This window comes from Geobacillus proteiniphilus (assembly GCF_001908025.1).
Taxonomy (GTDB): domain Bacteria; phylum Bacillota; class Bacilli; order Bacillales; family Anoxybacillaceae; genus Geobacillus; species Geobacillus proteiniphilus.
On record NZ_MQMG01000032.1, the window covers coordinates 19,255 to 44,010 of the forward strand.

A 24,756-nucleotide genomic window follows, 5' to 3' on the forward strand; every position below is an offset into this window, starting at 1 on the left:
GTTCTATGGTGGATGGGTTTTGGGAATATGTTCAACGTTATGACCACCTCGCGTGGCGGGAGTTGCTTCTCGGCTTGGAAAAAATGAATGTGTTCGTTGGGCCGAGCGATTATGTGTATTGGCTCGCAACGCCGGAACAAAGGCGTCTCTTGTTCATTTCGTCATCATGCGAGCAGCTGTACGGCCTGCCTCCGGACGACTTTTACCGCGATCAAGACATATGGGCAAAAGTGTCCTACCCGGATGACCGCGCCAAGGCGGAAAGAAAATGGTCGCTCCTTTCGGGGGCGGATGCGGGTGTCCAAACGTATCGCATCATCAATCAGCGGGATGGCTCCGTCCGCTGGGTGCTTGAACGGACGTTTCCTGTGCTTGGCCAATTCGGGGAAGTGAGGCTCGTCAGTGGGGTTGTCGCTGATCTGACAGAAGCAAAGCGAAACGAGAATGAACGGCAGCTCGCTGAACAAGTGTACAAAGCTATGGAACAGGCGATGCTCGTAACCGATGGCCAGTTTGTCGTTCAGTTTGTCAATCCGGCGTTCACAAAAATCACTGGCCATGGTGTAGAGATTGTCGGTCAGCCGCTGCATACGCTTTACGCGGGTTATTACGAGGCCTGGCTTTATGAGGTGATTCAAGCGGGAACTGGGGAAAGTGGAGAATGGAGGGGGTGGGTGCGCTGGCGGCGGAAAAACGGTTCGGTCTATGTCAGGCAGACGACGGTGCGGGCTGTGCCCGGCCATGATGGAGGAATCGCTTTTTACTTGTTTTTATTTGCCGGTCCAACTTATGAGAACCCATACATCGCAGCGATGAAAGATGACTTGCGGCTGGCCCGCGAGGTGCAAAAGCGCGTGTTGAGCAAGCCGTTGTCGGCCAAAGGAATCCAGATTGCCGGAACGTACATCCCATCGCGGGAGCTGGGTGGCGATATGTACGCCTGGTATCCGATCGACAAACAGCGGTACGGCATTTTTTTAATGGATGTGATGGGTCATGGGGCAGCGGCTTCACTCATTTGCATGTCGGTCCGCTCGCTCTTAAACGGCGTCATCCGCAAAGGGATCGTTCCGACGGAAGTGTTTCGCGAGTTGAACCGCCATATGCGCCAGTTGTACCATGAAAACGGGCGGATGACGTATTATTTCACCGCCGTGTATGTTCTTGTGGATGTCAAGGAACGGATGATTGAATATGCATCAGCCGGCCATCCGCCGGGGTTTTTGTTCCAACCGGACGGAACGGTGGCGGAGTTGGACCGCGGCTGCGCGCCGATCGGGCTGCTTCCGCGCCTTTTTGTCGACAGCGGCCGGTTGCGCTACGAGCCGGGGGCGACGCTTGTGTTGTATTCCGACGGGGCGATCGAAGGGGAAACGGGCTCTGTCCGGCAAAAGATTGAAGAGTTCCGCGATGCGCTAACGCCGCATATTTCATTGGACGAGCGGATGCTTTTGGCCCATCTGCGCCGCCATTTTGCGCAAAAAGGGCCGCTTCCGGACGATTTTTCGGCGGTGGTGGCCAAGCTTGGCTAAACGAGGGGAAAAGCCGCCTGTATTCGGATGATCGATCCGCTTCACAAGCTGCTTTTTCTTTATGTATGAAACGGCACGGCAGCCAAGTTTGTCTCCCTCAAAGGGGAGGTGGTTGTAAAAATGGCCTTTTGGGCTATCCCTTTTTACAGACCAGCGAGCGAGAAAATCCACTCCTTTAGGGGTGGGATGAAAGCGAGCCGTTTTCTTATATTGAATTATTATGAAAAAACGGTATCATGTAGTCGTCGCAAGGAGGTGAATCCATGCCCACGATCACACTAAGGCTAGAACTGCACAAACCAACGAAAGTCAAACAAGAAATGTATGAACGGATGACAGAAGTGAATACAGCGTTTGCGAATTGGCTGTTGAATCATCCAGAACTGAATCAAGCGACGAGTAAACTATTTAAAGAGTTTTCGTCGCAACGGTTTCCTTCTGCCATCGTGAATCAGACGATTCGAGATGTCAAGTCTCAAAGGAAACATCAGAAGGTAAAAAGGTTTAAAACATTATGGTGTTGCTTCAACAATCAAAATTGGAACGTCGAACGAAAGGGAGAGTTCTACACGGTTTCATTCCCAACATTAGAGAAGCGAGTCGGCGTGCCTGTGGTCACGCGTCCCTATCAAGAAGCATGGCTGAATCGGTTGCTGGACGGAACCGCCAAACAAGGGGCAGCCAAGCTCTACAAAAAGAGAAAGAAATGGTACTTGGCTGTTGCGATCACATTTGAAGTCCAACAACGGGAAGAAACCAAGGTAATGGGCGTTGATTTGGGACTTCGTTATATCGCCGTTGCCAGCGTAGGAACGAAATCGTTGTTTTTCAAAGGGAACCGATGCGCCTTCATTCGCCGACGATATGCGGCTCTGCGGCGAAAGTTAGGCAAAGCCAAGAAGCTCCATATGATTCGCAAAATCGGCCGTAAAGAGTCCCGCTGGATGAAGGATATGAACCATAAAATCAGCCGTCAAATCGTCCACTTTGCCCTCGCCAACGGTGTTGGCGTGATTCGGATGGAAGATTTGACGGGGATTCGGAAACGAGCCGCTTCTGCAAAAGAAGCAGGACGAAGTCTCCATTCCTGGGCGTTTCATCAATTGCAAACGATGATTGCCTATAAAGCTGAAATGGCAGGCATTCGGGTGGAGTGGGTGAATCCGACCTACACAAGCCAGACCTGTCGATGCGGCTATCGAGATAAAGGAAACCGAAACGGCATCCGCTTCCAATGCCAAGCGTGCGGATACGCCATCCACGCCGACTTAAATGGGGCGATCAACATCGCCAAAGCGATTTCGGGTTTGAGCGCCTAACCTAGCGCACTGGTCACAGGTGCGCCGCCCATCGGGGTACACACTAACCCGATGGGACGGGGTGATGACACACCCCCGAACTTGGGCGTTGTCCAAACCAGAAATGGATGAGGACGCGAACGACCCAAGAATCCTACGCCTTTAGGCGTGTGGAGTGTCAAGCTGTTGATTGCGAATACAATATAGAAAAGGCAACAGGAGGGAAGGCATATGGCGGTGACAAATCCGGCTGGATTTTGGAAGCGGCTGTTGGCTAACTTGTTGGATGCTATTGTCGTTGGCATTCCGATTTCGATCATCGGCTATTTCATCACTGGCAGTTGGGAAACGAACTGGTTTACGTCATTAGCGAACATCCTTTACGCGTTGATCGTTCCGGCTGTCTGGTACGGATATACGGTCGGCAAGCGGATGCTTGGCATCCGGATTGCGAAAGTCAACGGCGGAAAAGTCGGCATCGGCACGATGTTTTTGCGCTCGTTCGTTGGCGGACTCGTATACTTTATCACGTTTGGCATAGGTCTCATTATTAGTGCGATTATGGTAGCCGCAAGAGAAGACAAACGGTCGATTCACGATTTTATCGCTGGGACGTATGTGACAACGGAAAAACCGACGGTGTAAACAATGGAAAAAGGCGGGCTTCCGAGTGGAGGCCCGCTGTTTTTACATCGACGATTTGAGGCAAATAAATTCCGGATGCGGATGGCGTGAACTACCCACCACCTACGCTTCGCTCAGAGGTGGGGGCTTCAAGCGACTTGTGCGTGTTCGCCGAACGGTAAGCCACACACAAGAACCCTTTACGCTTCCCTTCGTTCCGAAGGTGTCCGTTCTAACCATAGACTATCATATTCATTGGCGATTGCCAACCGAAATTCATCTCCCACCTACTCATTGGGCTACGCCCTGCACATTCCTTGAGGTGGGAGACTTCTTTCGGAAATTAGGTTAAAAAATCATGATGGGAAATGTCCCAGCCGTAGGCGCCGGCGCAGCGGAACAATACAATGTCGCCAACGCGCACGAAGGATGGCTGGGCGCTAAAGAAGGAAAACCAATGCACGTTGACGAATATGTCAATGCTATAGTAGTAGTATAAAGTTTTTTGATGATAGAAAAAGGGAGGAGAATGGATTGTCGTTAAGCGCTTATATCATTCGCACAATGTTCGTTGTCATTCCTGGCACAGCGGCGATCGGCATGGCCACATGCCTGGTCAACGGCATTCGCGGGACGGCATTTTGGTGGACGCTTGTTGCTACGGTGCTGTTTGGCGCGATGCTCGGCTTCGTTTCGGCAACGCTCAACTATCGACGGTTTGTTGCCCCGATTGCCGTTATTAACGAACATTTAGGCAAGATGACAGGCGGAGATTTGACGGTGCGCGTACCGCTTGATCGCGTGCAGCAGCTGCGGCCGATTGCGGCGTCGTTAAACGATATGGCAGACGCTTGGCAAAGTGTGATGGGGCAAATCCAACATCATGCCGAAGAAGTAGCGCAATATTCTCAGCAGCTTGCCGCCGTCGCCGAACAGACGACGAAAGCGACAGAGCAAATTGCGACAACGATGGAAACGCTTGCGGCAAGTGCGGAGGAGCAGGCCGATGCTGTCCGCACCACCGCCGCGTCCGTGCATGATATTTCCCAAACATTGAGCGACGTCGCTTGCCATACGAAAGATGTGGCGCACCGCGCCGAGAAAACGTCGGCGAAAGCAGAGGACGGCAAGCAGTCAATCGGACAAATGTCCGAGCAAATGCAGTTCATTTACGATCATGTGCAAACGCTCGGCCAGGTGGTGAAAGGGCTTGGGGAGCGCTCCAACGAGATTGGACAGATTACGGAAGCGATCACCGGCATTGCGTCGCAGACGAATTTGTTGGCGCTCAATGCGGCGATCGAAGCGGCGCGCGCCGGCGAGCAAGGGAAAGGGTTTGCGGTTGTCGCGGATGAAGTGCGGAAGCTCGCAGAACAATCAGCGCGCTCAGCGCAACAAATTTCCGAGCTGATCGGCTATATTCAAGAAGAAACGAAGCGGGCGGTTGCGTCCGCCGAACAGGTGATCGCCGAAGTGGTGAAAGGATTGAACGTTGCGGCGGCATGCGGCCAATCATTTGCCCATATTCGCGAGGAGGTCGGCCAAGTGAGCGAACAAATTGGGCAAGTATCGTCCGCCATCGAGCAAATGACGGAGCATGCTCGTCAAGTGAACGACGCACTCCAACAGATGACCAATATTGTCGAACAGTCAGCGTCCGGTGCGGCCAACGTATCGGCAGCGACGCAGGAACAAATGGCTTCCGTCGAGGAAATCGCCTCTTCGTCGACATCGCTCGGTCAGATGGCGGACGAGATGCGGGCAATGCTGAAGAAATTTTCTGTGTGAGTGAGGAAAAGGACGCTTTCTCCGAGAAAGAGGGGCTTTCAAACGACGTGTGGGAGTCAACGTTTGGAATAAAATGGTTTGCATCTTTGCCAATTGTCTGATAAAATAAAAAAAGTCAGTCATCATTGTTATACGCTTATCTGCTAGGGGAGTCCGAGAGCCGGGCTGAGAAAAGAACGCGATGAAGTTCTTTGACCCTTTGAACCTGATCTGGGTCATGCCAGCGTAGGGAAGCAGGCAGCGGGAACAGATGGACGTGTCTTGTTCATTTGGCCTTTTGCCTTCGATCAGGTTCCGGTGTCGGAACCTGTTTTTATTTTGAATCGGCCGCCATCGCCTATTCTCGTGTTTGCCCCGCTTCAGACGGTGTGGCTTCAGATCTGATCTTTCATATTTTATGTTGAAAGGGGAAGCCACGCATGGAAAACATCCGCTCGTTTATGTCGTTTCCGGAAAGCCGCAAAGTGTACATCGAAGGGTCGCGCCCGGATGTGCGCGTGCCGATGAGAGAAATTGCTTTGTCGCCAACGAAAACGCCGCAAGGAATGGTGGAAAACAAACCGGTGCGTGTCTACGATACGACGGGCCCGTATACGGATCCCGATTTTGAACCGGACGTGGAGAAAGGCTTGCCTCCTCTTCGCCGCCGCTGGATTGTCGAGCGCGGCGATGTGGAGGAAATGGAGCGGTCTTCTGTTGCGATCCAACGTTCGCTTCCGTTTGTGCGCCGTCCATTGAGGGCAAAGCCCGGAAAAACAGTGACACAAATGCATTACGCCAAACGGGGGATCATTACGCCAGAAATGGAGTTTGTCGCAATTCGTGAACAAATCGATCCAGAAATTGTCCGCCAAGAAGTCGCCGCTGGTCGGGCCATTATTCCGGCCAATATTAACCATCCAGAGAGCGAACCGATGATCATCGGCCGTCGTTTCCATGTGAAAATTAATGCCAATATCGGCAACTCGGCTGTTTCTTCATCGATTGAAGACGAAGTGGAAAAATTGCTTTGGGCGGTGCGTTGGGGCGCCGATACGGTCATGGATTTATCGACCGGCAAACACATTCATGAAACGCGCGAGTACATCATCCGCAATTCGCCGGTCCCGGTGGGAACGGTGCCGATTTATCAGGCGCTCGAAAAGGTAGGAGGGGTGCCGGAGAAGCTGACATGGGACGTGTACCGCGAGACGCTCATCGAGCAGGCTGAACAAGGAGTCGACTACATGACGATCCACGCCGGTGTGCGGCTTCATTACATTCCGCTCACCGCCAACCGGACGACCGGAATTGTCTCGCGTGGCGGCTCGATCATCGCCCAATGGTGTTTGGCCCACCATGAAGAAAACTTTTTGTATACGCATTTTGAAGAAATCTGCGAGATTTTGAAACAATACGATGTCGCGATCTCCCTTGGCGACGGCTTGCGCCCCGGCTCCATCGCCGATGCGAACGATGAGGCGCAGTTTGCGGAACTCAAGACGCTCGGCGAGCTGACGAAAATCGCCTGGAAGCATGATGTGCAGGTGATGATCGAAGGGCCGGGGCACATTCCGATGCATAAAATTCGCGAAAATGTCGAGCGGGAACAGGAAATTTGTCATGGAGCGCCGTTTTATACGTTAGGGCCGCTTGTCACCGACATCGCGCCCGGGTATGACCATATTACGTCAGCGATTGGCGCCGCGATCATCGGCGCTTATGGAACGGCGATGCTTTGTTACGTGACGCCAAAAGAACATTTAGGGTTGCCAAATAAAGAGGACGTACGCGCCGGGGTCGTGGCCTATAAAATCGCCGCCCATGCGGCTGATCTGGCAAAAGGGCATCCAGCCGCCCAGCAGCGCGACGATGCGCTCTCGAAAGCACGCTTTGAATTTCGCTGGAACGATCAGTTCAATTTATCCCTCGATCCGGAGCGGGCCCGCGAATACCATGATGAAACATTGCCAGCTGAAGCGGCGAAAACGGCCCATTTTTGCTCGATGTGCGGGCCGAAATTTTGCTCAATGAACATTTCGCATGAACTGCAGCGGAAAATCAAAGAGGAAGGGATGAAAGAAAAAGCGAAACAATTTATTCAGCAAGGGTCGTCGCTGTATCAATGACAAGAGGCGGGCTGCGATGCTCGAAACGGCGGAGAGGATAGGGAAGTTCGATCAACGGAAAAAGCATGAGCTGGAAAACGCTCGGTGCTGATCGAAGCAACGGAGGGGGGCGAACGTTCATCGCCCCTCTTGTTTGTCCTGCAAATCGATGCGGTTCATTGTTGGTGTATTATTTTTCTAAAAATTTATAAAAGTATATTTACAAATAATTTTTTATTGATTATGATAATTTTATAAGGTACAAATTTCTAGTCATAGAATAATTATGAAAGGAAAACTGCGCAGTCTATCGCGACGTCTTCGCCGGCGCTTCGCTTCCATAGACAGCGGCCAGTTGCGTCATCGAACCGTGGATGATGCCGGCCGCTTCTTTTTATGGCGAAAGGGGCCGGGTTTCAGAAGGTTGATCGCGTCTTTCTAGCGGCTTAGTGAAAAAACAACCACTTCTCCTGCATCGACCGCTTTTCGAGAAAAAAGATTTTGATGATATCTTGATGTGAGAAAGCCATTGGTATTATAGGCTGCTTCTTGAACGTGAAACGGGCATGAGGGCGATGGGCGCGCGCATAAACTGAAACGAAGGGCCATGAGGAGGGATGGGATTGAACACATTTTCCGATATTGTGCAGACGATGCCGCCATATTTGTTCTCCCGATTCCAGAAGAAAAAAGAAGAACTGCTCCAAAGAGGGGTCGATGTCATTGATTTGGGGATCGGCGCCCCAGATTTGCCGCCCCCTTCCTTTGTCATCGAAGCGTTGAAAGAAGCGCTCGATGCGCCAGAACACTATACGTATTCGCCGTATGGCGGCTGCAGGGAGTATCGGGAAGCGGTCGCGCGTTTTTATGAACGGGAATATGGCGTCAAGCTCGATCCGGAGACCGAGGTGTTGGCGTTAATCGGCTCGAAAGAAGGAATCGTCCATTTGCTGCAAGCCGTTCTCAATCCCGGCGAGCTCGCCTTAGTGCCTGATCCGGGCTATCCTGTCTACCGGACGGCCGTCCATTTTGCCCGCGGCCAGAGCCGATCGCTGCCGCTCGATGCGCAACATGGTTATATTCCTCGGTTTGATGCGCTTCCCTCGTCCGTTTATGACCAAGCGAAAATCATGTTTCTCAATTATCCGAGCAATCCGACGGCCGCCGCTGTCGATTTGGATGTATTGGCCGAAGCCGTTTCACTTGCCCGTCGGCACCGGATGTTCATTGCTCATGATGCGGCCTACTCGTTCGTGACGTTTGCCGGTTTTCAAGCGCCGAGCATTTTGCAGGTGGACGGGGCAAAGGAAGTGGCGGTGGAATTTGGATCGTTGTCCAAAAGCTATAACATGGCCGGCTGCCGCATCGGATACGTGGTCGGAAACCGGGACATGATTCGAGCGCTTTCGGTGATCAAGAGCAACACGGATACGTGCCAGTTTATTCCGATCCAGAAGGCGGCGGTGGCCGCTTTGATGAACGGACAGACGTTTATTCGAGAAAATAGCCGCATTTATGAACAACGCATGAATAGGATGGTCGAGAAACTCCGAGAACTGGGCATCGACGTGCAGCGGCCGAAAGCGACCTTTTTCTTGTGGATCCCGGTCTATGACGGATACTCATCCGAACGATTTGCCGCCAAACTGCTCGAAGAAGCGGGAGTCATCGTCACACCGGGAACAGCGTTTGGACCCGCAGGGGAAGGATATGTCCGCGTATCGCTGTCAGCGCCGCTCGAGCGTCTAGAGCAAGCCGTTGAACGATGGAAGCAAGTGAATTGGGAGGAATCGGCGCCATGAAGCGAACGATGCGTCACATCACGGTGGCTCAAGCCATCGTCGAATGTTTCAAACAGGAACAAATCCGTTATGTGTTTGGTGTGCCGGGGGAAAGTTATTTGCCCCTCCTTGATGCCATCTATGATGAGCCATCCATCGAGTTCATCTCCGCCCGCCATGAAGGGGGTGCTTCCTTTATGGCGGAAGGGTATGCGAAAGCGTCGCAAAAGTGCGGCGTCGTGCTGGCTACAAGGGCGGTTGGCGGAGCGAATTTGGCGATTGGCGTCCATACCGCGAGGCAAGATTCCACTCCGATGGTCGTGTTTTTGGGGCAAGTGAACAGCCGCTTCCTAGGGCGTGAAGGATTTCAGGAAGTCGATATGGAAGCGTTTTTTCGTCCGATCGCCAAATGGGCGGTCGAAATTCGCGAAGCCGAGCGGGTGCCAGAGCTGGTGCAAAGGGCGTTTCGCACCGCGAAAACAGGGCGGCCCGGCCCCGTCGTCGTTTCACTGCCAGAAGATGTCTTTTCCAAAACGATAGCGGAAGCAGTGATAGCCGAGACCGATGTGCCGAAGCCGGCACCAAGGCAAGAAGATATACAGCACATTGAAGAGATTCTGAAGCGCGCCAAACGGCCGCTCGTGATTGCTGGCGGCGGCGTCAAATGGTCGGGAGCGGAGCAGTTGCTGCGCTTATGGGCGGAAAAGTATGCACTTCCAGTCATGGCGGCGTTCCGGAGGCATGATGTGTTTCCCCACAACCATCCGTGCTATGTCGGGCACCTAGGCCTAGGGACGCCGAAAGAGGTCATGGAAACGGCTGAGCAGGCCGATGTGGTGATGGCGTTGGGGACGCGGCTGTCGGAAGTGACGACGCAAGATTACCGTTTGCTATCTCCAACGCAGACGCTGATTCACATCGATATTGACAGCGATGGATTCGGAAAAGTGTATGCACCGGATCTCGCGGTTTGGGCTGACTGTCAGGAAGTGCTGTCCCGTTTGCTCGATCTCGCGGTGCAGCCGTCTTGGCAGGAATGGGCGGCTGAACGGAGGAAACGGTACGAACAAACGGCCGCGCTGCCGCTTGAAAAACGAACTCTCCATGAAGCGGTCATGGCGAGTTTAGGTCACCATTTGCCAAAAAATGCGGTCATTACGAACGATGCGGGGAATTTCGCCGGTTGGCTCCATGCTTTTTTCCCGTTTGGGGATGGGCACACGTACATCGGCCCGACGTCAGGAGCGATGGGATATGGCATGCCGGCCGCCATTGGCGCGAAACTGGCCTTTCCCGACCGGACCGTCGTTTCTTTATCCGGGGATGGCGGCTTTATGATGACGGTGCAGGAGTTGGAAACGGCCGCTCGATACGATATTCCGATCATCAGCATTGTGTTTAACAATCATATGTACGGCACCATCCGCATGCATCAAGAATTGCAGTTTCCGGGGCGGGTCATCGGCACCGATTTAGGCCGCGTGTCGTTTGCCCGGTTGGCAGAATGCTTGAACAGCTGCGGATTCCAAGTGCAGACGGAACAACAGTTCACGGAAGCGCTTCTGTTGGCGCTTGAAGCCAAGAAGCCGACGGTGATTGAAGTGTTGACCGATCCGAACCACATTTCGGTGGCGGCAACGATCCAAGACTTGCGGGCCAAGAGGAAGTCCTGACGATCATCGCTCGGCGTTCAATGTATAAATTATCTCAATAAATCATCTAGAAAAATGGGGGGAGTATACAGTGAAAATCCAAAACTATATCAATGGAGAATGGAAGGAGCCAAGCACCGGGCAATTTGCGCCGGTGATCAATCCGGCGACGGGGGAAACGATTGCCGAGGTGGCGATGTCCGGGCCAAACGATATTGATGAGGCCGTTCAGGCAGCCAAAGAAGCGCAAAAACAGTGGGCGCTCGTGCCGGCGCCGAAACGCGCGGAAGTTTTATATCGAGTCGGCATGCTGCTAAAGGAGCGGAAAGAACAATTGGCACGGCTGTTGACGATGGAAATGGGCAAGGTGATCGAGGAAGCGCGCGGCGAAGTGCAGGAAGGCATTGATATGGCGTTTTATATGGCGGGGGAAGGGCGGCGGCTGTTCGGCGATACGACGCCGTCTGAGCTGAAAGACAAGTTTGCGATGAGCGTCCGCGTGCCGGTGGGGGTTGTCGGCATCATCACTCCATGGAATTTCCCCATTGCCATCGCCACTTGGAAGTCGTTTCCGGCCATTGTTGCCGGCAATGCGGTCGTGTGGAAGCCAGCGCCCGAGACACCGATCATGGCGCAGGAATTAGCCCGCATTTTTGAAGAAGCGGGCTTGCCGCCGGGAGTGTTTCATGTTGTCCACGGTGACGGGCCGACAGTCGGCAATGCGCTCGTCGAACATCCTGATGTCAAGGTCATCTCATTTACCGGATCGAATGAAGTCGGGCGGATGATTGCGGAAAAATGCGGACGGCTGTTGAAAAAGGTGTCGCTTGAAATGGGAGGAAAAAACGCCGTCATTGTGATGGATGATGCGGATTTGACATTGGCGGTTGACGGCATCATCTGGAGTGCGTTCGGCACGTCGGGGCAGCGGTGCACGGCGTGCAGCCGGGTCATCGTCCATGAGCGGGTGAAACAGGAGCTTGAGCGGCGTCTGCTTGAAGCAGTGAAAACATTGAAAATCGGCAACGGGTTGGATGAAACGGTCAAAGTCGGACCCGTCATCCATGAAGAGGCGCTGCAAAAAATTGACCGCTACGTGCGCATTGGCGTAGAAGAAGGGGCGAAACTGCTTGTGGGCGGCTATATATTGCGCGAGGGCGACTATGCGCGCGGCTTTTATTACGCGCCGACGATTTTCACCGATGTCACGCCGAATATGCGCATCGCCCGCGAAGAAATTTTCGGCCCGGTCGTGTCGATCATTTCCGTCCGCAGTTTGGACGAAGCGATCGCCGTCAACAATAGCGTCGATTATGGGCTGTCAAGTGCCATTTTCACACGCGATGTCAACAATGTATTCCGAGCGATGCGCGATTTGGACACCGGCATCGTGTATGTCAACGCCGGCACAACGGGAGCGGAAATTCATTTGCCGTTTGGCGGCACGAAAGGGACGGGCAACGGCCACCGGGACTCCGGCGTCGCTGCGCTTGACGTATTCACCGAATGGCGGAGCATTTATGTCGATTTCAGTGGGAAGCTGCAACGGGCGCAAATCGATACCGATGATTGAACCGGGCTGTCGCCTGCAACATGGCCGGCAAAAGAGAAGCGAAGTATATCGTGAATCGAAGCAGCGGCCGCGGCAAAGATGTGAAAAAAGCGGCTGTCATGTGAGCGTATGGCAAAGAATCGGTGACAGAGGGGGAAAGAACGATGAAAGTGCTCGTGCTTGGAGCGGGGCTGATGGGCAAAGAAGCAGCGCGCGATTTAGTGCAAAGCCAAGACGTTGAGGCGGTGACGTTGGCGGATGTCGATTTGGCCAAGGCAGAGCAGACGGTGCGGCAGCTTCATTTCAAAAAGCTTGCCGCTGTGCGGGTGGATGCCAGCGATCAACAGCAGCTGTCGTCTTTCATGAAAGGGCACGATGTGGTGGTCAACGCCTTGTTTTACCAGTTTAACGAAGCGGTAGCGAAAACGGCCATTGCAGCTGGCGTCCATTCTGTCGATTTAGGCGGCCATATCGGCCATATCACCGACCGGGTGCTTGAGCTGCATGAACAAGCCCAAGCCGCTGGGGTGACCATCATCCCCGACCTTGGCGTCGCACCCGGAATGATCAACATTTTATCCGGCTATGGGGCGAGCCAACTCGATGAGGTAGAATCCATTTTGCTGTATGTTGGCGGCATTCCCGTCCGCCCCGAACCGCCGCTGGAGTACAACCATGTGTTTTCGCTTGAGGGGCTGCTTGACCATTACACCGATCCGGCCTTGATCATCCGCAACGGCCAAAAACAAGAAGTGCCGTCCCTTTCGGAAGTCGAGCCGATTTATTTCGACCGGTTCGGGCCGCTTGAAGCGTTTCACACCTCAGGCGGGACGTCGACGCTCTCGCGTTCGTTTCCGAACTTGAAACGGCTTGAGTACAAAACGATCCGCTACCGCGGCCATGCGGAAAAATGCAAGCTGCTTGTCGATTTGAACTTGACGCGCAACGATGTGGAAGTTGAGATCAATGGATGCAGAGTCAAGCCGCGTGATGTGCTGCTTTCCGTCCTGAAGCCGCTGCTTGATTTGAAAGGAAAAGATGATGTGGTGTTGCTTCGGGTCATCGTCGGCGGTCGGAAAGATGGAAAGGAAACGGTGCTTGAATACGAAACCGTCACGTTCAATGACCGCGAAAACAAGGTGACGGCGATGGCGCGCACGACGGCTTACACAATTTCCGCTGTCGCTCAGCTCATCGGCCGCGGGGTGATCACAAAGCGCGGCGTCTATCCGCCAGAGCAAATCGTTCCGGGGGATGTGTATATGGACGAGATGAAAAAACGCGGCGTCATCATCAGCGAGAAGCGGACGGTTCATGGCTGAAAAGGCGGTGCCATAAGCAGGAGGATGGAAGCAGTTTCGTGAAAAAGGGCAATGTCTCGCCGTTGCGTGCGGAGCAGACAACGCCACCGCAGCATGCTCAAAATTGCCGCGGCCGGAAAGCGAGTTGTGAACAACGCCCGTTCCAGACGGAGACGGGCGTTTTCCGATTTTGGACGCGAAACTGCCGTTGTCGCCTGCTTTTCACGGTTGCGCCGTTTTGGTTGCCGAAGTCTCCCGCTTGCGCCAGGCAAGGAACAGGAAGGAAATGAACGCCAGCGCCATGGCCACCATAAACGGCGCTTTCGCGGAAATGGCATGGCCGATGACGCCGGACAGCACCGGAGCGACGGCCGCCCCGAGCCAGCGGACGAAGTTGTACGTGCCGGACGTTATCCCGCGCTCATACGGCGATGTTTCCATCACATAGCTTGTAAACAAAGCGTTGTTGAGTCCGGAGATCAACCCGGACAAAATAATGAGGGCGACCATCAGCCATGTCGGCTCGGAAACGACTAGAAGGAGAAGCAAGATGGCGAACAATAGCAGACTGTATGGCAAAATTTGTTTCGGTTCGTATTTTTCTTCAAGCCGATGGGCCAACACCGCCGATCCGTAGGCAAGGCAGAGCCCCCAAACGAAAAAGACAAATCCGATTTGCATGGCCGATAGCTTGATGATCAAAGGAGAGTACGCCAAGACGACGAAAAAGCCGTAATAGTACAGCATTCCGCCGACCGCGCCTTTGACAAACGGCGGAAAAGTAAGCAAGCGGCGCATTTCTTGCAATCCGGCCGCTTTTTTTGTTTTTCCTTTGTTCGGATCGTAGACGAAGCAGGCCACAAGCAAAAAGGCGATGAAAATGAGCACGCTCGTGCCAAGAAACGGATAGCGCCACGAATGTTGGCCGAGCAGTCCGCCTACGAGCGGGCCGCCGGCCATGCCGAGACCGATCGCCGCTTCATACAGGCCGACCGCTGTGCTTGCTTTCGGCGTCAACGCCATCAACAGCGTCATCGCGGTGGCAAAAAACGTGGCGTTGCCCAATCCCCAGCCGGCGCGGAAGATCGACAGTTGGGGAATGTCACGGGCAAATCCGCATAATAACGAGAAAATCGTGACGAGGCCAAGCCCGATGACCATCATTCGTTTATCACCGACGCGGCTGACGACAAGGCCGACCGGGATCATCATGACAGCCATCGTAAAAATGTAGGCGGTAAACAACATCTCTACTTGCCAATGGGTGGCGCCGATGCTTTCAGCGATGACGGGCAAAATTGGGTCGACAACCCCGATGCCCATAAACGCCAAGAAGGCGGCGGCGACGGTGATCCATCGCGCCCTCGTTTGTTTTCCTTCCTCCACTATTCCTCTCTCCTCTCTTGCAAGATGGCGTCTACCCGCTCTGCCATTTGTTCCAGCTCTTGCTTAAGCATGGTCATTTTCTTCATTTTCTCTTCAAGCATGGCGATTTGCCGACGCAACCCAGCGCCGATTTGTTCCAGTTCGCGCCATTTTTCGCTGCCAGCGGCGGCATGTCGGTATTCCGTCCGATGCGCCTCAATTTTTTCTTTCAGCGCCAAAAAATGTTGCAGCTCCTGCAAGGAAAAGCCGAGCACCTCGCGCGCGGCAACGATGTTTTTCAGCCGTTCGATGTCCTCGGCTGTATAAAGGCGCGTGCCGCCTTCGCTGCGCGCCGGCGGCTTGATCAAACCGATTTCTTCGTAATAGCGGATCGTCCGCTTCGTCAAACCGGTCGCTCTGGCGACGTCATCGATTTTGAATCGTTCCATCTGGGCCCCTCGCTTTCCCGTGATCACGGTGAACGATCTGTTTTACAAACATAACATTAACGTTAACGTTATATTTTTGTCAATAGGTATTTAGAATGGAAGAAAAACACAATATGTATACCGCATCAAAAAAAGAATATCCCGATTGGGTTCGGGATATCCATTGCTCGTCAAGGATCTGTTGGTGCTGCTTTTTTGGCTTCGAGCACTTCTTTGACCGCCGCTTCAATTTCTTGATAGCTTGTGCAGCGGCAAATATTCGACTCCAGCCATTCTTGAATCGCCGCCTCATCGGCGTTTGGGTGCCGCTCGATGAGTGCGTGGGCGTTCATAATGAATCCAGGAGTGCAATAGCCGCACTGAAAGGAGAAGTGGCGGACGAAGGCGTGCTGAATGGGGGCATCATCAAGCCCTTCGATCGTGGTGATTTCTTTGCCGACTGTCTCAATAGCGAGCATCATGCACGATTTGATTGGCGTGCCGTCGACTAAGACGGTGCAGGCGCCGCAGTCGCCGTTCAAACAGCCTGGCTTGGCCCCGGTCAGCCCCAGCCCATCGCGCAAAACAAACAGCAGCGTTTCGGCTTGGCGAGCGACGATCGATCTTCGTTCTCCATTAACGTGCAGCACAAGCTCCCGCTTTGTCGTTTCCTCCATGTCCGCATGCTCACCTCCTGTTTAGACGGTTTCTCCGTCTCCGAGCTCACGAAGCATATCTTCAAGCAGCTGGGCGGCCACGAACAGCCGGTAGTCCGCCGAGCCTTCAATATCGTGCAAAATCGGGCGCGGGAAGGCGTCAACCGCTGCTTGGATTCGTTCACCAACTGGGCGGCTCCGGTCATTTACATGCGCCTCGACTTCAGCGGAGCGGAACGGGAACGGACAGACGCCGCTTAGGGCAACGCGAACCGTCCCGTCTTTTTTCAGCGCTGCAATCGTCACAAGCGGGTAGCCGACTTCCCCTTGCTTGCGGCGCTTGCGGTGAAAGTGGGGCAGGGCGGTGGCGGCACGATCAACCTTGAACTGGACGACAAATTCACCGCGGCCGAGCTGCAACTGTTGATGGAACCAATCGTTGAAGCGGCATTGCCGAATGCCGTATGGTCCGGCGATGATGACATCCGCCTCGGCGACGAATAGCGGCAGTGCGGTCTCACGGTAAAAAATTTGCCCGCAGATGTTGCCGCCGAGCGTAATTTGGTTGCGCGCTGTCCGGTCGGCCACTTCTCTCGCCGCCTTTGTTAGTAATGGGAACAGGTTTGCTTCCTCAAGTTCAGTGAGCGAGAGCGCTGCTCCGAGCACGAGAGAATCATTGCCGACATCAAGTGTCCGACATTCAGGGATCGCTTTTATATCAATGACGGCGGCGGTGCGGACAAGGTTCAAACGAGACAACGTGATGATCTCCGTGCCGCCGCCGTAGTAGAGCGGTCGTTTTCCGTCCCGCTCGAGCGCCGTAAACAGCGCTGTCGCTTCGGCGATCGATTGAGGCCGGTAGTAGGCAAAGTCAAACGGAACCATAGGAGTCTCCTTTCTGTTTCCGCCAAATGAGTTCAGGCACAAGCGGCAGTTCATTGAGCGGCACGCCGGCAGCGAGCGACAAGGCGTTTGCCAAGGCGGCGGGCATGCCGATCAAGCCATGTTCGCCGATGCCGCGAGCACCGTATGGGGCATCGATTTGCGGAGTTTCGACAAACTCAACGATGTACTCTGGATGTTCGCCGAAGCGGATCGGCCGGTATGTGCGCAGCTGCGGGTTTAAGACGCGTTGTTCTTTGTCAAAAAGAAACCCTTCGCGGCTGGCAAAGCTTAGCCCCATGCTCATCGCCCCCATCGCCTGGCCAAGCGCTGCCTTTGGGTTGAGCACTTTGCCGGCGTCAATGACCGCATAAGCTTTGACAATGCGATACGTGTAGTCGCGGCGGTTGAACTCAATTTCCACTCCTTCCGCACATACACCCCATTCCGGGCCCGGTTTGCCGGCGCCGGTCTCTGGGTCAAGCGGGGTCAAGTGGCGCAAAATGTAGTGGCCGCGCCCGATCACTTGCCCGCCGATGGCGTTGCCGTTCGGAAACTTGTAGCCATAGGCGATGTCTTTGATCGGAAGAAAGATGGCCGGGTCATCGCGCAAAAAGACGCGCCCGAAACCGACTTCCAAATCGTCCGGCGAGGCCCGCAAGACGCAGGCGGCGATGTCTTTTAACTGACGGATGGCGTCATCGGCAGCGGCAAGCGCCGCACGTCCGGCCATAAACGTCCCGCGGCTGGCGACTGTTTTCCAATGTTCTGGTGTTGTTTGCGTATCAATATCCATTTTGACATGAACATCATCCACGTCCATCTTCAGTCGTTCGGCGACGATTTGCGCGAGCACCGTTTTCGTTCCGGTTCCGATTTCGACAACGCCGGAGATGACGTTGACGCTGCCGTCGGAGTTGAACGTTAAGATGACGCCCGAGCTGGCATCTGTGTCGATCGTCGATGTTTTCCAGCCGCCGCTGATTCCCTTTGCTCTTACCGTATAGGCGTCCAATTCCACGCGCTGCCACTCGTCCCAACGCATCAGCTCGCGCAGCCGGTCGAGGCAGGCTGGCATGTTGCCGACGTTGCTTTTGGTGAGCCGCACTTGCGTTGGGGTCGTATGCCCCGGGAGGATGGCATTTTTGCGCCGCACCTCCCATGGGTCAAGTTGAAGCGTTCGTGCCAATTCATCGATGGCCCGCTCCACGGCAAATGCCTGTTCGCAATGGCCAAAACTGCGGAACGGCGTCGCGTATGGGCGATTCGTGTAGACGCACAATGAATCACAAAAGACGTTTTCGACATGGTACGGGCCGGTGCAATCGACGGCCGCGGCGCGGCTGACATCGATCGCCTTGTCGGAATAAGCCCCGCCGTCAAATAGAAATAAGATTTCCATGGCCTTGAACAAGCCCTCTTTTGTCGCGCCGATTTTGACGGTTGCCTCCAAACCGATATGGACGGGCGAAGTGATCATGTCATGCTCGCGGCTGTTCCAGACGCTTACTTTTCGGCCGCCGACCGCTTTGGAGGCAAGGTAGGCGAGCAGCTCAAGCTGGACGGGCGCTTTTCCTCCGTAGGCGCCGCCGACAAGCGGCGTATGGACGATGATTTTGCCGGTTTCTTCGCCAAAATACGTATGAAGCAACTTCTTGATCATAAACGGTGACTGTGAGGAGGCGGAAATATGGATCGTGCCGTCCGGCCAAATTTCCGCCGTGGCGCAGCGTGTTTCCATCGCGATATGGTCGGAAGGGGCGAACGATACGCTCGTTTCGACGATGACGTCACTTTCAGCAAACCCTTGTTCGATGTTGCCTTTTCGGATTTTCGTCCGGTGGGCGACATTTGTTCCGGGCTCAGGATGAGTCGTTTTGTTTTTTTCATAGCGGTCGAGATGTTCATGCAGTAATGGAGCGCCTTCTTTCAACGCCTCACTCGGCGAACCGACGGCTGGAAGCGGTTCGTAAACGACGCGGACGAGGCGGGCCGCTTGTTCGGCTTGCGCGAGCGTATCGGCGACGACGACGGCGACGACTTCGCCATAGTAGCGCACTTTGTCGACGGCGATCGGCGGGCGATCGCGCATGTCTTCACCGGTGAGTGGAAGCCCTTCGCCGGTCACAACAGCATGGACACCGGGGGCGGCGAGCGCGCGGCGTGCATCCAGTGAGAGGATGCGCGCATGGGCGTATGGGCTTGTCACCAGGACGGCATGAAGCATCCCCTGTTCTTTGAAATCGTTCGTATATTTCGCCCGGCCGGTCACTTTATCCCACGCCTCTTTGCGGATGATGCTTTTACCGACGGCCACGGGGGCGTCCCTCCTTTTCTTCTCGATCCATGACGGCATGCTTATAATCATCTTTCGTGTCAATGTCGATGCCGATCGTTTCATCGCCTTCATACAAGAGGCCGCGCCAACGGGGATGGTGAAACAGCGTGCGCCCGCCTGCATCGCCCCTTAGAGCAAGCAAGGCAGGAAACATTTGTTTTCCAAAAATGACTGGGGGCATCGGCGTGCCGAAGCAGGCGAAGGCGACGTAATCAGGGCGGTGGCGGCGGTAAAGGTCGGCAAGCGCATTGATTACGTCCGCAGTGACAAACGGTTGGTCGGCCAACAATACGACAGCGGCGTCCGCCCCGCTAGCGAGCGCTTTCTGCAGGCCGCAGGCAAGCGAGTGCGCCTGTCCGCGGCGATGGTCAACACAGCGGACGAAGCGGCATTTTTCATGATCCCGAAGCTCGGTGGGAAGCCAAACGAGTGGGTCAGCCGGCGGCACGACGACGATGATGGGAGTGAGGCGCGAACGGAGCGCGGCCTGAAGGCCGGCGGCGCCAAGCGTGCTTTCTCCCCAAGGCAAAGCGCGTTTATCCGTTCCCATCCGCCGGCTTTCTCCAGCAGCCAAATAAATGCCAGCGATGGTTGGGCAATTCATGATACTCTCTCCGTTGATCGCCCGCGAAGGACGCTGATCAATTCGGCGGTGATGCTAACGGCGATCTCATACGGACCGCGTGCGCCGATGGAAAGCCCTACCGGCGAACGGACAAATGGAGGCGTCGAGCCGGAAGGAAAGAGGCGGTCAGTGCGCCGCCGCGGACCGAGCACACCGAGATAAGCGAGTGGCATGTCGGCTAACAAGGAAACGAGTTCGCGGTCGCGTTCAAACTGATGGGTCATGATGATGACAAAGTCGCGCTCATTCAGGTGAAGCCGCGGAACGGTTTCATGCGGAAAGCCAATGACTAAGGCGTCGGCGTCCGGCACGTGGGATGGGTGGCAAAACGCTGGGCGCCAATCGCTCACGGTAACGGAAAATCCCGCCGCTTTGGCTGCTGAGACGAGCGGCGGCGCGTCCGGTCCGGCGCCGAAGATGACAAGGCGCGGCTTTGGCCAAAAGTGCTGAACGTAAAACGCCTCCCCATCTGCCTTATACCATCCATTCCATCCCCTGAAAAGCGGCGCATCGCGAAGCCATTCACTCCATTCCGGTCTCGGCATCCGGCCGCTGCCAAAGCGCTCTCCGGTTTCGCTTTGGAAAAACGGCGGTTCGTTTCGGTTTGAGAGGCTGCGTGCCATCAGAACATGCTCGCCGTGTTCAAGGCAGCGTTTGAGCGCCAGCCAGACCGGTTTTGTGTCCCCCGTCACCGGCTCAAGCCAAACATGGATGAGGCCGTTGCAGCCAGCACCCTGCCCCCACGACAAATCGTCCTCGGTCCGCAAATCAAACGAGACGGCGGCTGCCTGGCGGCTGGCCAATACGTCACGCGCGTAGGCCGCCACCGCTTCTTCGAGGCAGCCGCCGCTAAGCAGGCCGACCGTCCCACTATCGTCGCCGATCCACATGTACGTCCCTTCTTTTTGGTATGCCGAGCCTTCCACCTCGATGATGATGGCGAGCACGCCATCGCACGGTGTGACGGCGATGGTCTCAAGCACTGGAAAGTAGCTTTCCATGCCGATCCTCCTTATGCGTTGCGAAAAGGTTAAATTTGGAAAGTACTAAGGATGGCTTTCCTATTGCCTCCTTTTTTGTTTTCGTCGCCCTTGACGTCCCTTTCGCACCTTTGGCGGGTGTTGGTCAAGGGTGAATCCGTCTTCGAGGATCCCCTGCGATGCACAGTGGAGTTTTCTATAGAACTTTTGACACTGCCCGTTACGCCAAAGATGGCCGAGCTGTTGAAAGCGCGGTGGGATGATGCATCAACTTTCGCAATGGCCGTAAGCGGCGGCAGCGGATGCGGCATCGGTTCGTCCCCCTTTTTGAAAAAGGCTCTGCTATCATTATATTTCTGTAACAAATGACCATGACTGAAAAAGGAAAGAAGCCAGCCGTCATCGGCTAGCTTCCTTGTTTTTGATCTGTTTTTCCTTTTCCGAGCCGTCCGGCCCGCTTCGCTGCCTCCCGCAGCAAAAACTCGATATGGGCATTGACGCTGCGGAATTCATCTTGCGCCCATTGTTCGAGCGCGGCATATAATTCATGGTCAATGCGCAGGGGAAATTGTTTTTTCTTTGCCATCGCACTCCACAACCGTTAATATAGACTGCCGGCGTTGATGACCGGCTGGGTGGTGCGCTCGGAGACGATCGCGACCATCAAGTTGTTCACCATTGCGGCCTTCCGTTCATCATCTAACTCTAAAATATTTTCTTTGTCAAGCTGTTCAATCGCCATTTGCGCCATGGAGACGGCGCCTTCCACGATTTTTTTCCGGGCGGCCAAAATGGCGGCTGCTTGTTGGCGCTGCAACATGGCGCCCGCAATTTCCGGCGAGTAGGCCAAGTGGGTGAGGCGCGCTTCGATCACTTCGACCCCGGCGACGCGCAGCCGCTCTTGCAGTTCCGCGGCAAGCACATCGGAAATGACATCCGCGTTGCCGCGCAACGTGATTTCGTTATCATCCTCAAACGTATCGTATGGATATTTCGTCGCCACATGGCGGATGGCCGCTTCGCTTTGAATTTCGACAAACTGTTCGTAATCATCAACGTCAAACACCGCCTTGGCTGAATCAATGACGCGAAAGACGACGACGGCGGCAATTTCAATTGGATTGCCTTGAACATCGTTCACTTTCAACTTGTTGCTCGTGAAGTTGCGCACGCGCAGCGAAACTTTCTTTCGAACGGTGAGCGGCACGGTGAAAAACAGCCCGCTGTCGCGAATCGTGCCGAAATAGCGGCCGAAAAAGGTGAGCACTTTCGCTTGATTCGGCTGAACGATCGTGATGCCAGTCGCCAAGAGGACGGCAAGAACGAAGCAGAAAACGGCCAATAAGAGCTGCACTTGAATGAGGCTGACAAAACCAGCAATAACGAAAAGGGCCATACATCCGATGCCGATAAATCCATCCATACGCCATGCTTCTTGTTCTCTCATACCTATCCCCCTAACAATGTCAGTTTGATATTTATATGATATCATATAATCAAAAAATGGAAACCAGGATTGATCATGTTAATAAAGAGAAGATGGATTCGTCCATAGTTCGCCACGAGGCGGATGTTTCTAACTATTTTCCATCCAGAAACATAAAGGGCGATCGTTCAGCCTGTTAATGTTTTAATGTACTAAAAAAATGGAAATTCATAATTGACATCGCTTTCATTGTCATCATACAATAGAAAAAAAGATCAATAGGTGTGTAGAAGCAATGGAAACACGACAAGCGCGCATCGGCCGGCTGGCATTGTTGCTGGCGATGCTTGACGAAGGAGAGGAAGACCCGGTCCTCAACCAGCTCGAGGCGCTCGCCTGGCGCTATTGTCAAGGGCGGGTCGGGGCGATGGAGCCGCAAAAAATCGTCGCGGCGATTGAGACGGCGGCGAAACGGCATGGAGTGGTTGACGGTGGCTTGTACCGTGAGATGCACGCCTTATACCATGCGATTTTAGAGGCAGTGCATGGCGTGACGAGAGGGCAGGTAGAGCTGGGAGATTTGTTGAGAACCGCTGGCCTTCGTTTTGCCGTGGTGCGCGGTATGCCGTATGAACAACTGAACGAAGGGGAATGGATCGCCGTTGCGTTGTACGGGACGATCGGCGCTCCGGTGCGTGGGCTCGAGCACGAGGCGGTCGGGCTCGGAATCAATCATATATAGGAGCGATCAATGCCTAGGGCGATGAGTCATGAGGAGGCGAATGCTGCCATATGGCAGGGCGCCTCCTTTTTTGTTTGCCCAGGCGTTCGATTGGGAAAACAAACGAAGGGAGATGGAATGATGATCGTATTGACTGGGCATACATTGACGATCGATGAGGTAAGACGTGTTGTCTATGAGCGGGAGCGGGTGGAGGCCGCTGAGGAAAGCATGAGGGCTGTCGAGAAAAGCCGCGCGGCAGTGGAACAAGCGATTTCCAGTGGACGGACGATCTATGGCGTGAATACGGGCTTTGGCAAACTCGCCGATGTGCGCATTGGCGGAAGCGATCTTGAGCAGTTGCAAATCAACCTTCTCCGCTCGCACGCCTGTGCCGTCGGCGAGCCATTTGCCGAAGATGTTGTGCGGGCGATGCTTCTTTTGCGGGCGAATGCGTTGTTGAAAGGGTATTCCGGCGTGCGGCCGGCGGTGATTGAGCAGCTGCTCGCGTTTTTGAACGCCGGCATCCATCCGATCGTGCCGCAGCAAGGTTCCCTTGGCGCCAGCGGCGATTTAGCGCCGCTTGCCCATTTGGCGCTGGCGCTTGCCGGTGAGGGGGAGGCGATGTACGAAGGGCGGCGGATGCCTGCCGCCCAAGCGCTTTCACAAGCGGGGATTTCACCGCTTTCCCTTCAGGAAAAAGAAGGGCTGGCGCTTATTAACGGAACGCAGGTGATGACGGCCGTCGGAGCCCTTGCTTACTTAGAGGCGGAACAACTGGTGTATGACAGTGAACGGATCGCGGCGCTGACGATTGAGGCGCTTTATGGCATTGTGGACGCGTTTGACGCCCGCATCCACGCAGTCCGCGGGTTTCAGGAGCAGGCGGAGGTGGCGGAACGGCTGCGCCGCTATTTAGATGGCAGCCAACTCACAACAAGGCAAGGGGAGCGGCGCGTGCAAGACGCCTACTCCATCCGCTGCCTCCCGCAAGTACACGGAGCGTCGCTTAGGGCGCTTCGTTATGTGAAGGAAACGCTTGAAATCGAAATGAACGCTGCTACGGACAATCCGCTTATTTTTACGGACGGGACGGTGCTCTCTGGCGGCAACTTTCACGGCCAGCCCGTTGCGATCGCCATGGATTTGTTGAAAATTGCGGTGGCGGAGCTGGCCAACATCAGCGAACGCCGCATCGAACGGCTTGTCAATCCGCAGCTTAGCGAAGGCTTGCCGCCGTTTTTAAGCCCACAGCCCGGCTTGCAGTCTGGGGCGATGATTATGCAATATGTCGCCGCTTCGCTCGTGTCGGAAAACAAGACGCTCGCTCACCCAGCCAGCGTCGATTCGATTCCGTCTTCAGCGAACCAAGAGGATCACGTCAGCATGGGAACGACCGCCGCCCGCCATGCGTACATGATCGTGCAAAACGCAAGAAAAGTGCTGGTGATTGAGCTCATTTGCGCTTTGCAGGCTGTCGAAGCGCGCGGCATCGAGCGAATGGCCCCGTCAACGAGGCAGTTTTACCACGAGGCGCGCCGCATTGTTTCCTCCATTACAGCTGACCGCGTCTTTTCCGATGACATTGAAGCGGTGGCGGCGTGGTTGAGCGAAAGGGCAAAACATCACTTCCTCCGCGATGAAACGAAAGCTTAGAGAAGGGCAAAGCATGATGGGCGTAGGTGGAGAGCGTTCAAGGATAGGTGTTTGAAAAAATGGT

General features: G+C 54.6%; 22 protein-coding genes and 1 riboswitch. Of the genes, 12 read left to right on the forward strand and 10 right to left on the reverse strand.

Annotation, left to right across the window (positions count from 1 at the left end):
- Positions 1-5: 5 nt before the first annotated feature.
- The 10 genes from BRO54_RS11650 to BRO54_RS11695 all read left to right on the forward strand — a co-directional run bounded on the left by BRO54_RS11650 (position 6) and on the right by BRO54_RS11695 (position 13,636).
- Entirely contained in the window at positions 6-1,532 is a 1,527-nt protein-coding gene (locus tag BRO54_RS11650) for a PP2C family protein-serine/threonine phosphatase (RefSeq protein WP_074044037.1), read from the forward strand.
- A 263-nt stretch (positions 1,533-1,795) separates the two neighbouring features.
- Positions 1,796-2,851: an RNA-guided endonuclease TnpB family protein gene (locus BRO54_RS11655; RefSeq protein WP_047817752.1), complete on the forward strand. Its 1,056-nt coding sequence runs from the start codon at positions 1,796-1,798 to the stop codon at positions 2,849-2,851.
- A gap of 210 nt (positions 2,852-3,061) precedes the next feature.
- Positions 3,062-3,475 carry an RDD family protein gene (locus tag BRO54_RS11660; RefSeq protein WP_013522922.1) on the forward strand — a complete coding sequence of 138 codons (414 nt, stop codon included), beginning with the start codon at positions 3,062-3,064 and terminating at the stop codon, positions 3,473-3,475.
- Positions 3,476-3,812: 337 nt separating this feature from the next.
- The gene (locus BRO54_RS19845) at positions 3,813-3,953 is read left to right on the forward strand and encodes a hypothetical protein (RefSeq protein WP_161496652.1); all 141 of its coding nucleotides are present in this window, start codon (positions 3,813-3,815) and stop codon (positions 3,951-3,953) included.
- Positions 3,954-3,988: 35 nt separating this feature from the next.
- Positions 3,989-5,242 (forward strand): methyl-accepting chemotaxis protein, encoded by a 1,254-nt coding sequence (locus BRO54_RS11670; RefSeq protein WP_074044038.1) that lies wholly within the window; start codon positions 3,989-3,991, stop codon positions 5,240-5,242.
- 135 nt (positions 5,243-5,377) lie between these two features.
- A riboswitch (TPP riboswitch) is annotated at positions 5,378-5,491 on the forward strand.
- 170 nt (positions 5,492-5,661) lie between these two features.
- Positions 5,662-7,350, forward strand: coding sequence for a phosphomethylpyrimidine synthase ThiC (gene thiC, locus BRO54_RS11675; protein WP_074044039.1), 1,689 nt, complete (start codon positions 5,662-5,664; stop codon positions 7,348-7,350).
- Positions 7,351-7,952: 602 nt separating this feature from the next.
- The gene (locus tag BRO54_RS11680) at positions 7,953-9,131 is read left to right on the forward strand and encodes an aminotransferase class I/II-fold pyridoxal phosphate-dependent enzyme (RefSeq protein WP_139268065.1); all 1,179 of its coding nucleotides are present in this window, start codon (positions 7,953-7,955) and stop codon (positions 9,129-9,131) included.
- Entirely contained in the window at positions 9,128-10,783 is a 1,656-nt protein-coding gene (locus BRO54_RS11685; protein WP_074044041.1) for a thiamine pyrophosphate-binding protein, read from the forward strand. Before BRO54_RS11680 ends, BRO54_RS11685 begins: the two co-directional genes overlap by 4 nt.
- Before the next feature lie 70 nt (positions 10,784-10,853).
- Entirely contained in the window at positions 10,854-12,335 is a 1,482-nt protein-coding gene (locus BRO54_RS11690; protein WP_074044042.1) for an aldehyde dehydrogenase family protein, read from the forward strand.
- A 143-nt stretch (positions 12,336-12,478) separates the two neighbouring features.
- Positions 12,479-13,636 carry a saccharopine dehydrogenase family protein gene (locus BRO54_RS11695; RefSeq protein ID WP_074044043.1) on the forward strand — a complete coding sequence of 386 codons (1,158 nt, stop codon included), beginning with the start codon at positions 12,479-12,481 and terminating at the stop codon, positions 13,634-13,636.
- Between the two features lie 201 nt (positions 13,637-13,837).
- On the opposite strand, the gene BRO54_RS11700 is transcribed toward BRO54_RS11695, so the two are convergent.
- The 10 genes from BRO54_RS11700 to BRO54_RS11745 form a co-directional block, all read right to left on the reverse strand.
- Positions 13,838-15,001 carry an MFS transporter gene (locus BRO54_RS11700; RefSeq protein WP_074044044.1) on the reverse strand — a complete coding sequence of 388 codons (1,164 nt, stop codon included), beginning with the start codon at positions 14,999-15,001 and terminating at the stop codon, positions 13,838-13,840.
- Positions 15,001-15,429, reverse strand: coding sequence for a MerR family transcriptional regulator (locus BRO54_RS11705; protein WP_074044045.1), 429 nt, complete (start codon positions 15,427-15,429; stop codon positions 15,001-15,003). Before BRO54_RS11705 ends, BRO54_RS11700 begins: the two co-directional genes overlap by 1 nt.
- 170 nt (positions 15,430-15,599) lie before the next feature.
- Entirely contained in the window at positions 15,600-16,085 is a 486-nt protein-coding gene (locus tag BRO54_RS11710; RefSeq protein WP_074044046.1) for a (2Fe-2S)-binding protein, read from the reverse strand.
- A 21-nt stretch (positions 16,086-16,106) separates the two neighbouring features.
- On the reverse strand, positions 16,107-16,949 hold the full coding sequence (locus tag BRO54_RS11715) for an FAD binding domain-containing protein (RefSeq protein ID WP_074044047.1): 843 nt from the start codon (positions 16,947-16,949) through the stop codon (positions 16,107-16,109).
- Positions 16,936-19,263: a xanthine dehydrogenase family protein molybdopterin-binding subunit gene (locus BRO54_RS11720; RefSeq protein WP_074044048.1), complete on the reverse strand. Its 2,328-nt coding sequence runs from the start codon at positions 19,261-19,263 to the stop codon at positions 16,936-16,938. The genes BRO54_RS11715 and BRO54_RS11720 overlap by 14 nt, the downstream gene beginning before the upstream one ends.
- Positions 19,250-19,888 (reverse strand): xanthine dehydrogenase accessory protein PucB, encoded by a 639-nt coding sequence (gene pucB, locus BRO54_RS11725; RefSeq protein WP_074044049.1) that lies wholly within the window; start codon positions 19,886-19,888, stop codon positions 19,250-19,252. Before pucB ends, BRO54_RS11720 begins: the two co-directional genes overlap by 14 nt.
- Positions 19,885-20,910, reverse strand: a complete 1,026-nt coding sequence (locus BRO54_RS11730) for an XdhC family protein (RefSeq protein ID WP_074044050.1) — start codon at positions 20,908-20,910, stop codon at positions 19,885-19,887. Before BRO54_RS11730 ends, pucB begins: the two co-directional genes overlap by 4 nt.
- Positions 20,911-20,939: 29 nt before the next feature.
- Positions 20,940-21,200, reverse strand: coding sequence for a hypothetical protein (locus BRO54_RS11735; RefSeq protein WP_074044051.1), 261 nt, complete (start codon positions 21,198-21,200; stop codon positions 20,940-20,942).
- A 95-nt stretch (positions 21,201-21,295) separates the two neighbouring features.
- Positions 21,296-21,475 carry a type II toxin-antitoxin system antitoxin gene (locus BRO54_RS11740; protein WP_074044052.1) on the reverse strand — a complete coding sequence of 60 codons (180 nt, stop codon included), beginning with the start codon at positions 21,473-21,475 and terminating at the stop codon, positions 21,296-21,298.
- A 15-nt stretch (positions 21,476-21,490) separates the two neighbouring features.
- Entirely contained in the window at positions 21,491-22,336 is an 846-nt protein-coding gene (locus BRO54_RS11745; RefSeq protein WP_074044053.1) for an SPFH domain-containing protein, read from the reverse strand.
- 274 nt (positions 22,337-22,610) lie between these two features.
- On the opposite strand from BRO54_RS11745, the gene hutP reads away from it, so the two are divergent.
- Positions 22,611-23,057 carry a hut operon transcriptional regulator HutP gene (gene hutP, locus BRO54_RS11750; RefSeq protein ID WP_074044054.1) on the forward strand — a complete coding sequence of 149 codons (447 nt, stop codon included), beginning with the start codon at positions 22,611-22,613 and terminating at the stop codon, positions 23,055-23,057.
- Between the two features lie 120 nt (positions 23,058-23,177).
- Entirely contained in the window at positions 23,178-24,692 is a 1,515-nt protein-coding gene (gene hutH / locus BRO54_RS11755; RefSeq protein WP_074044055.1) for a histidine ammonia-lyase, read from the forward strand.
- Positions 24,693-24,756 lie beyond the last annotated feature (64 nt).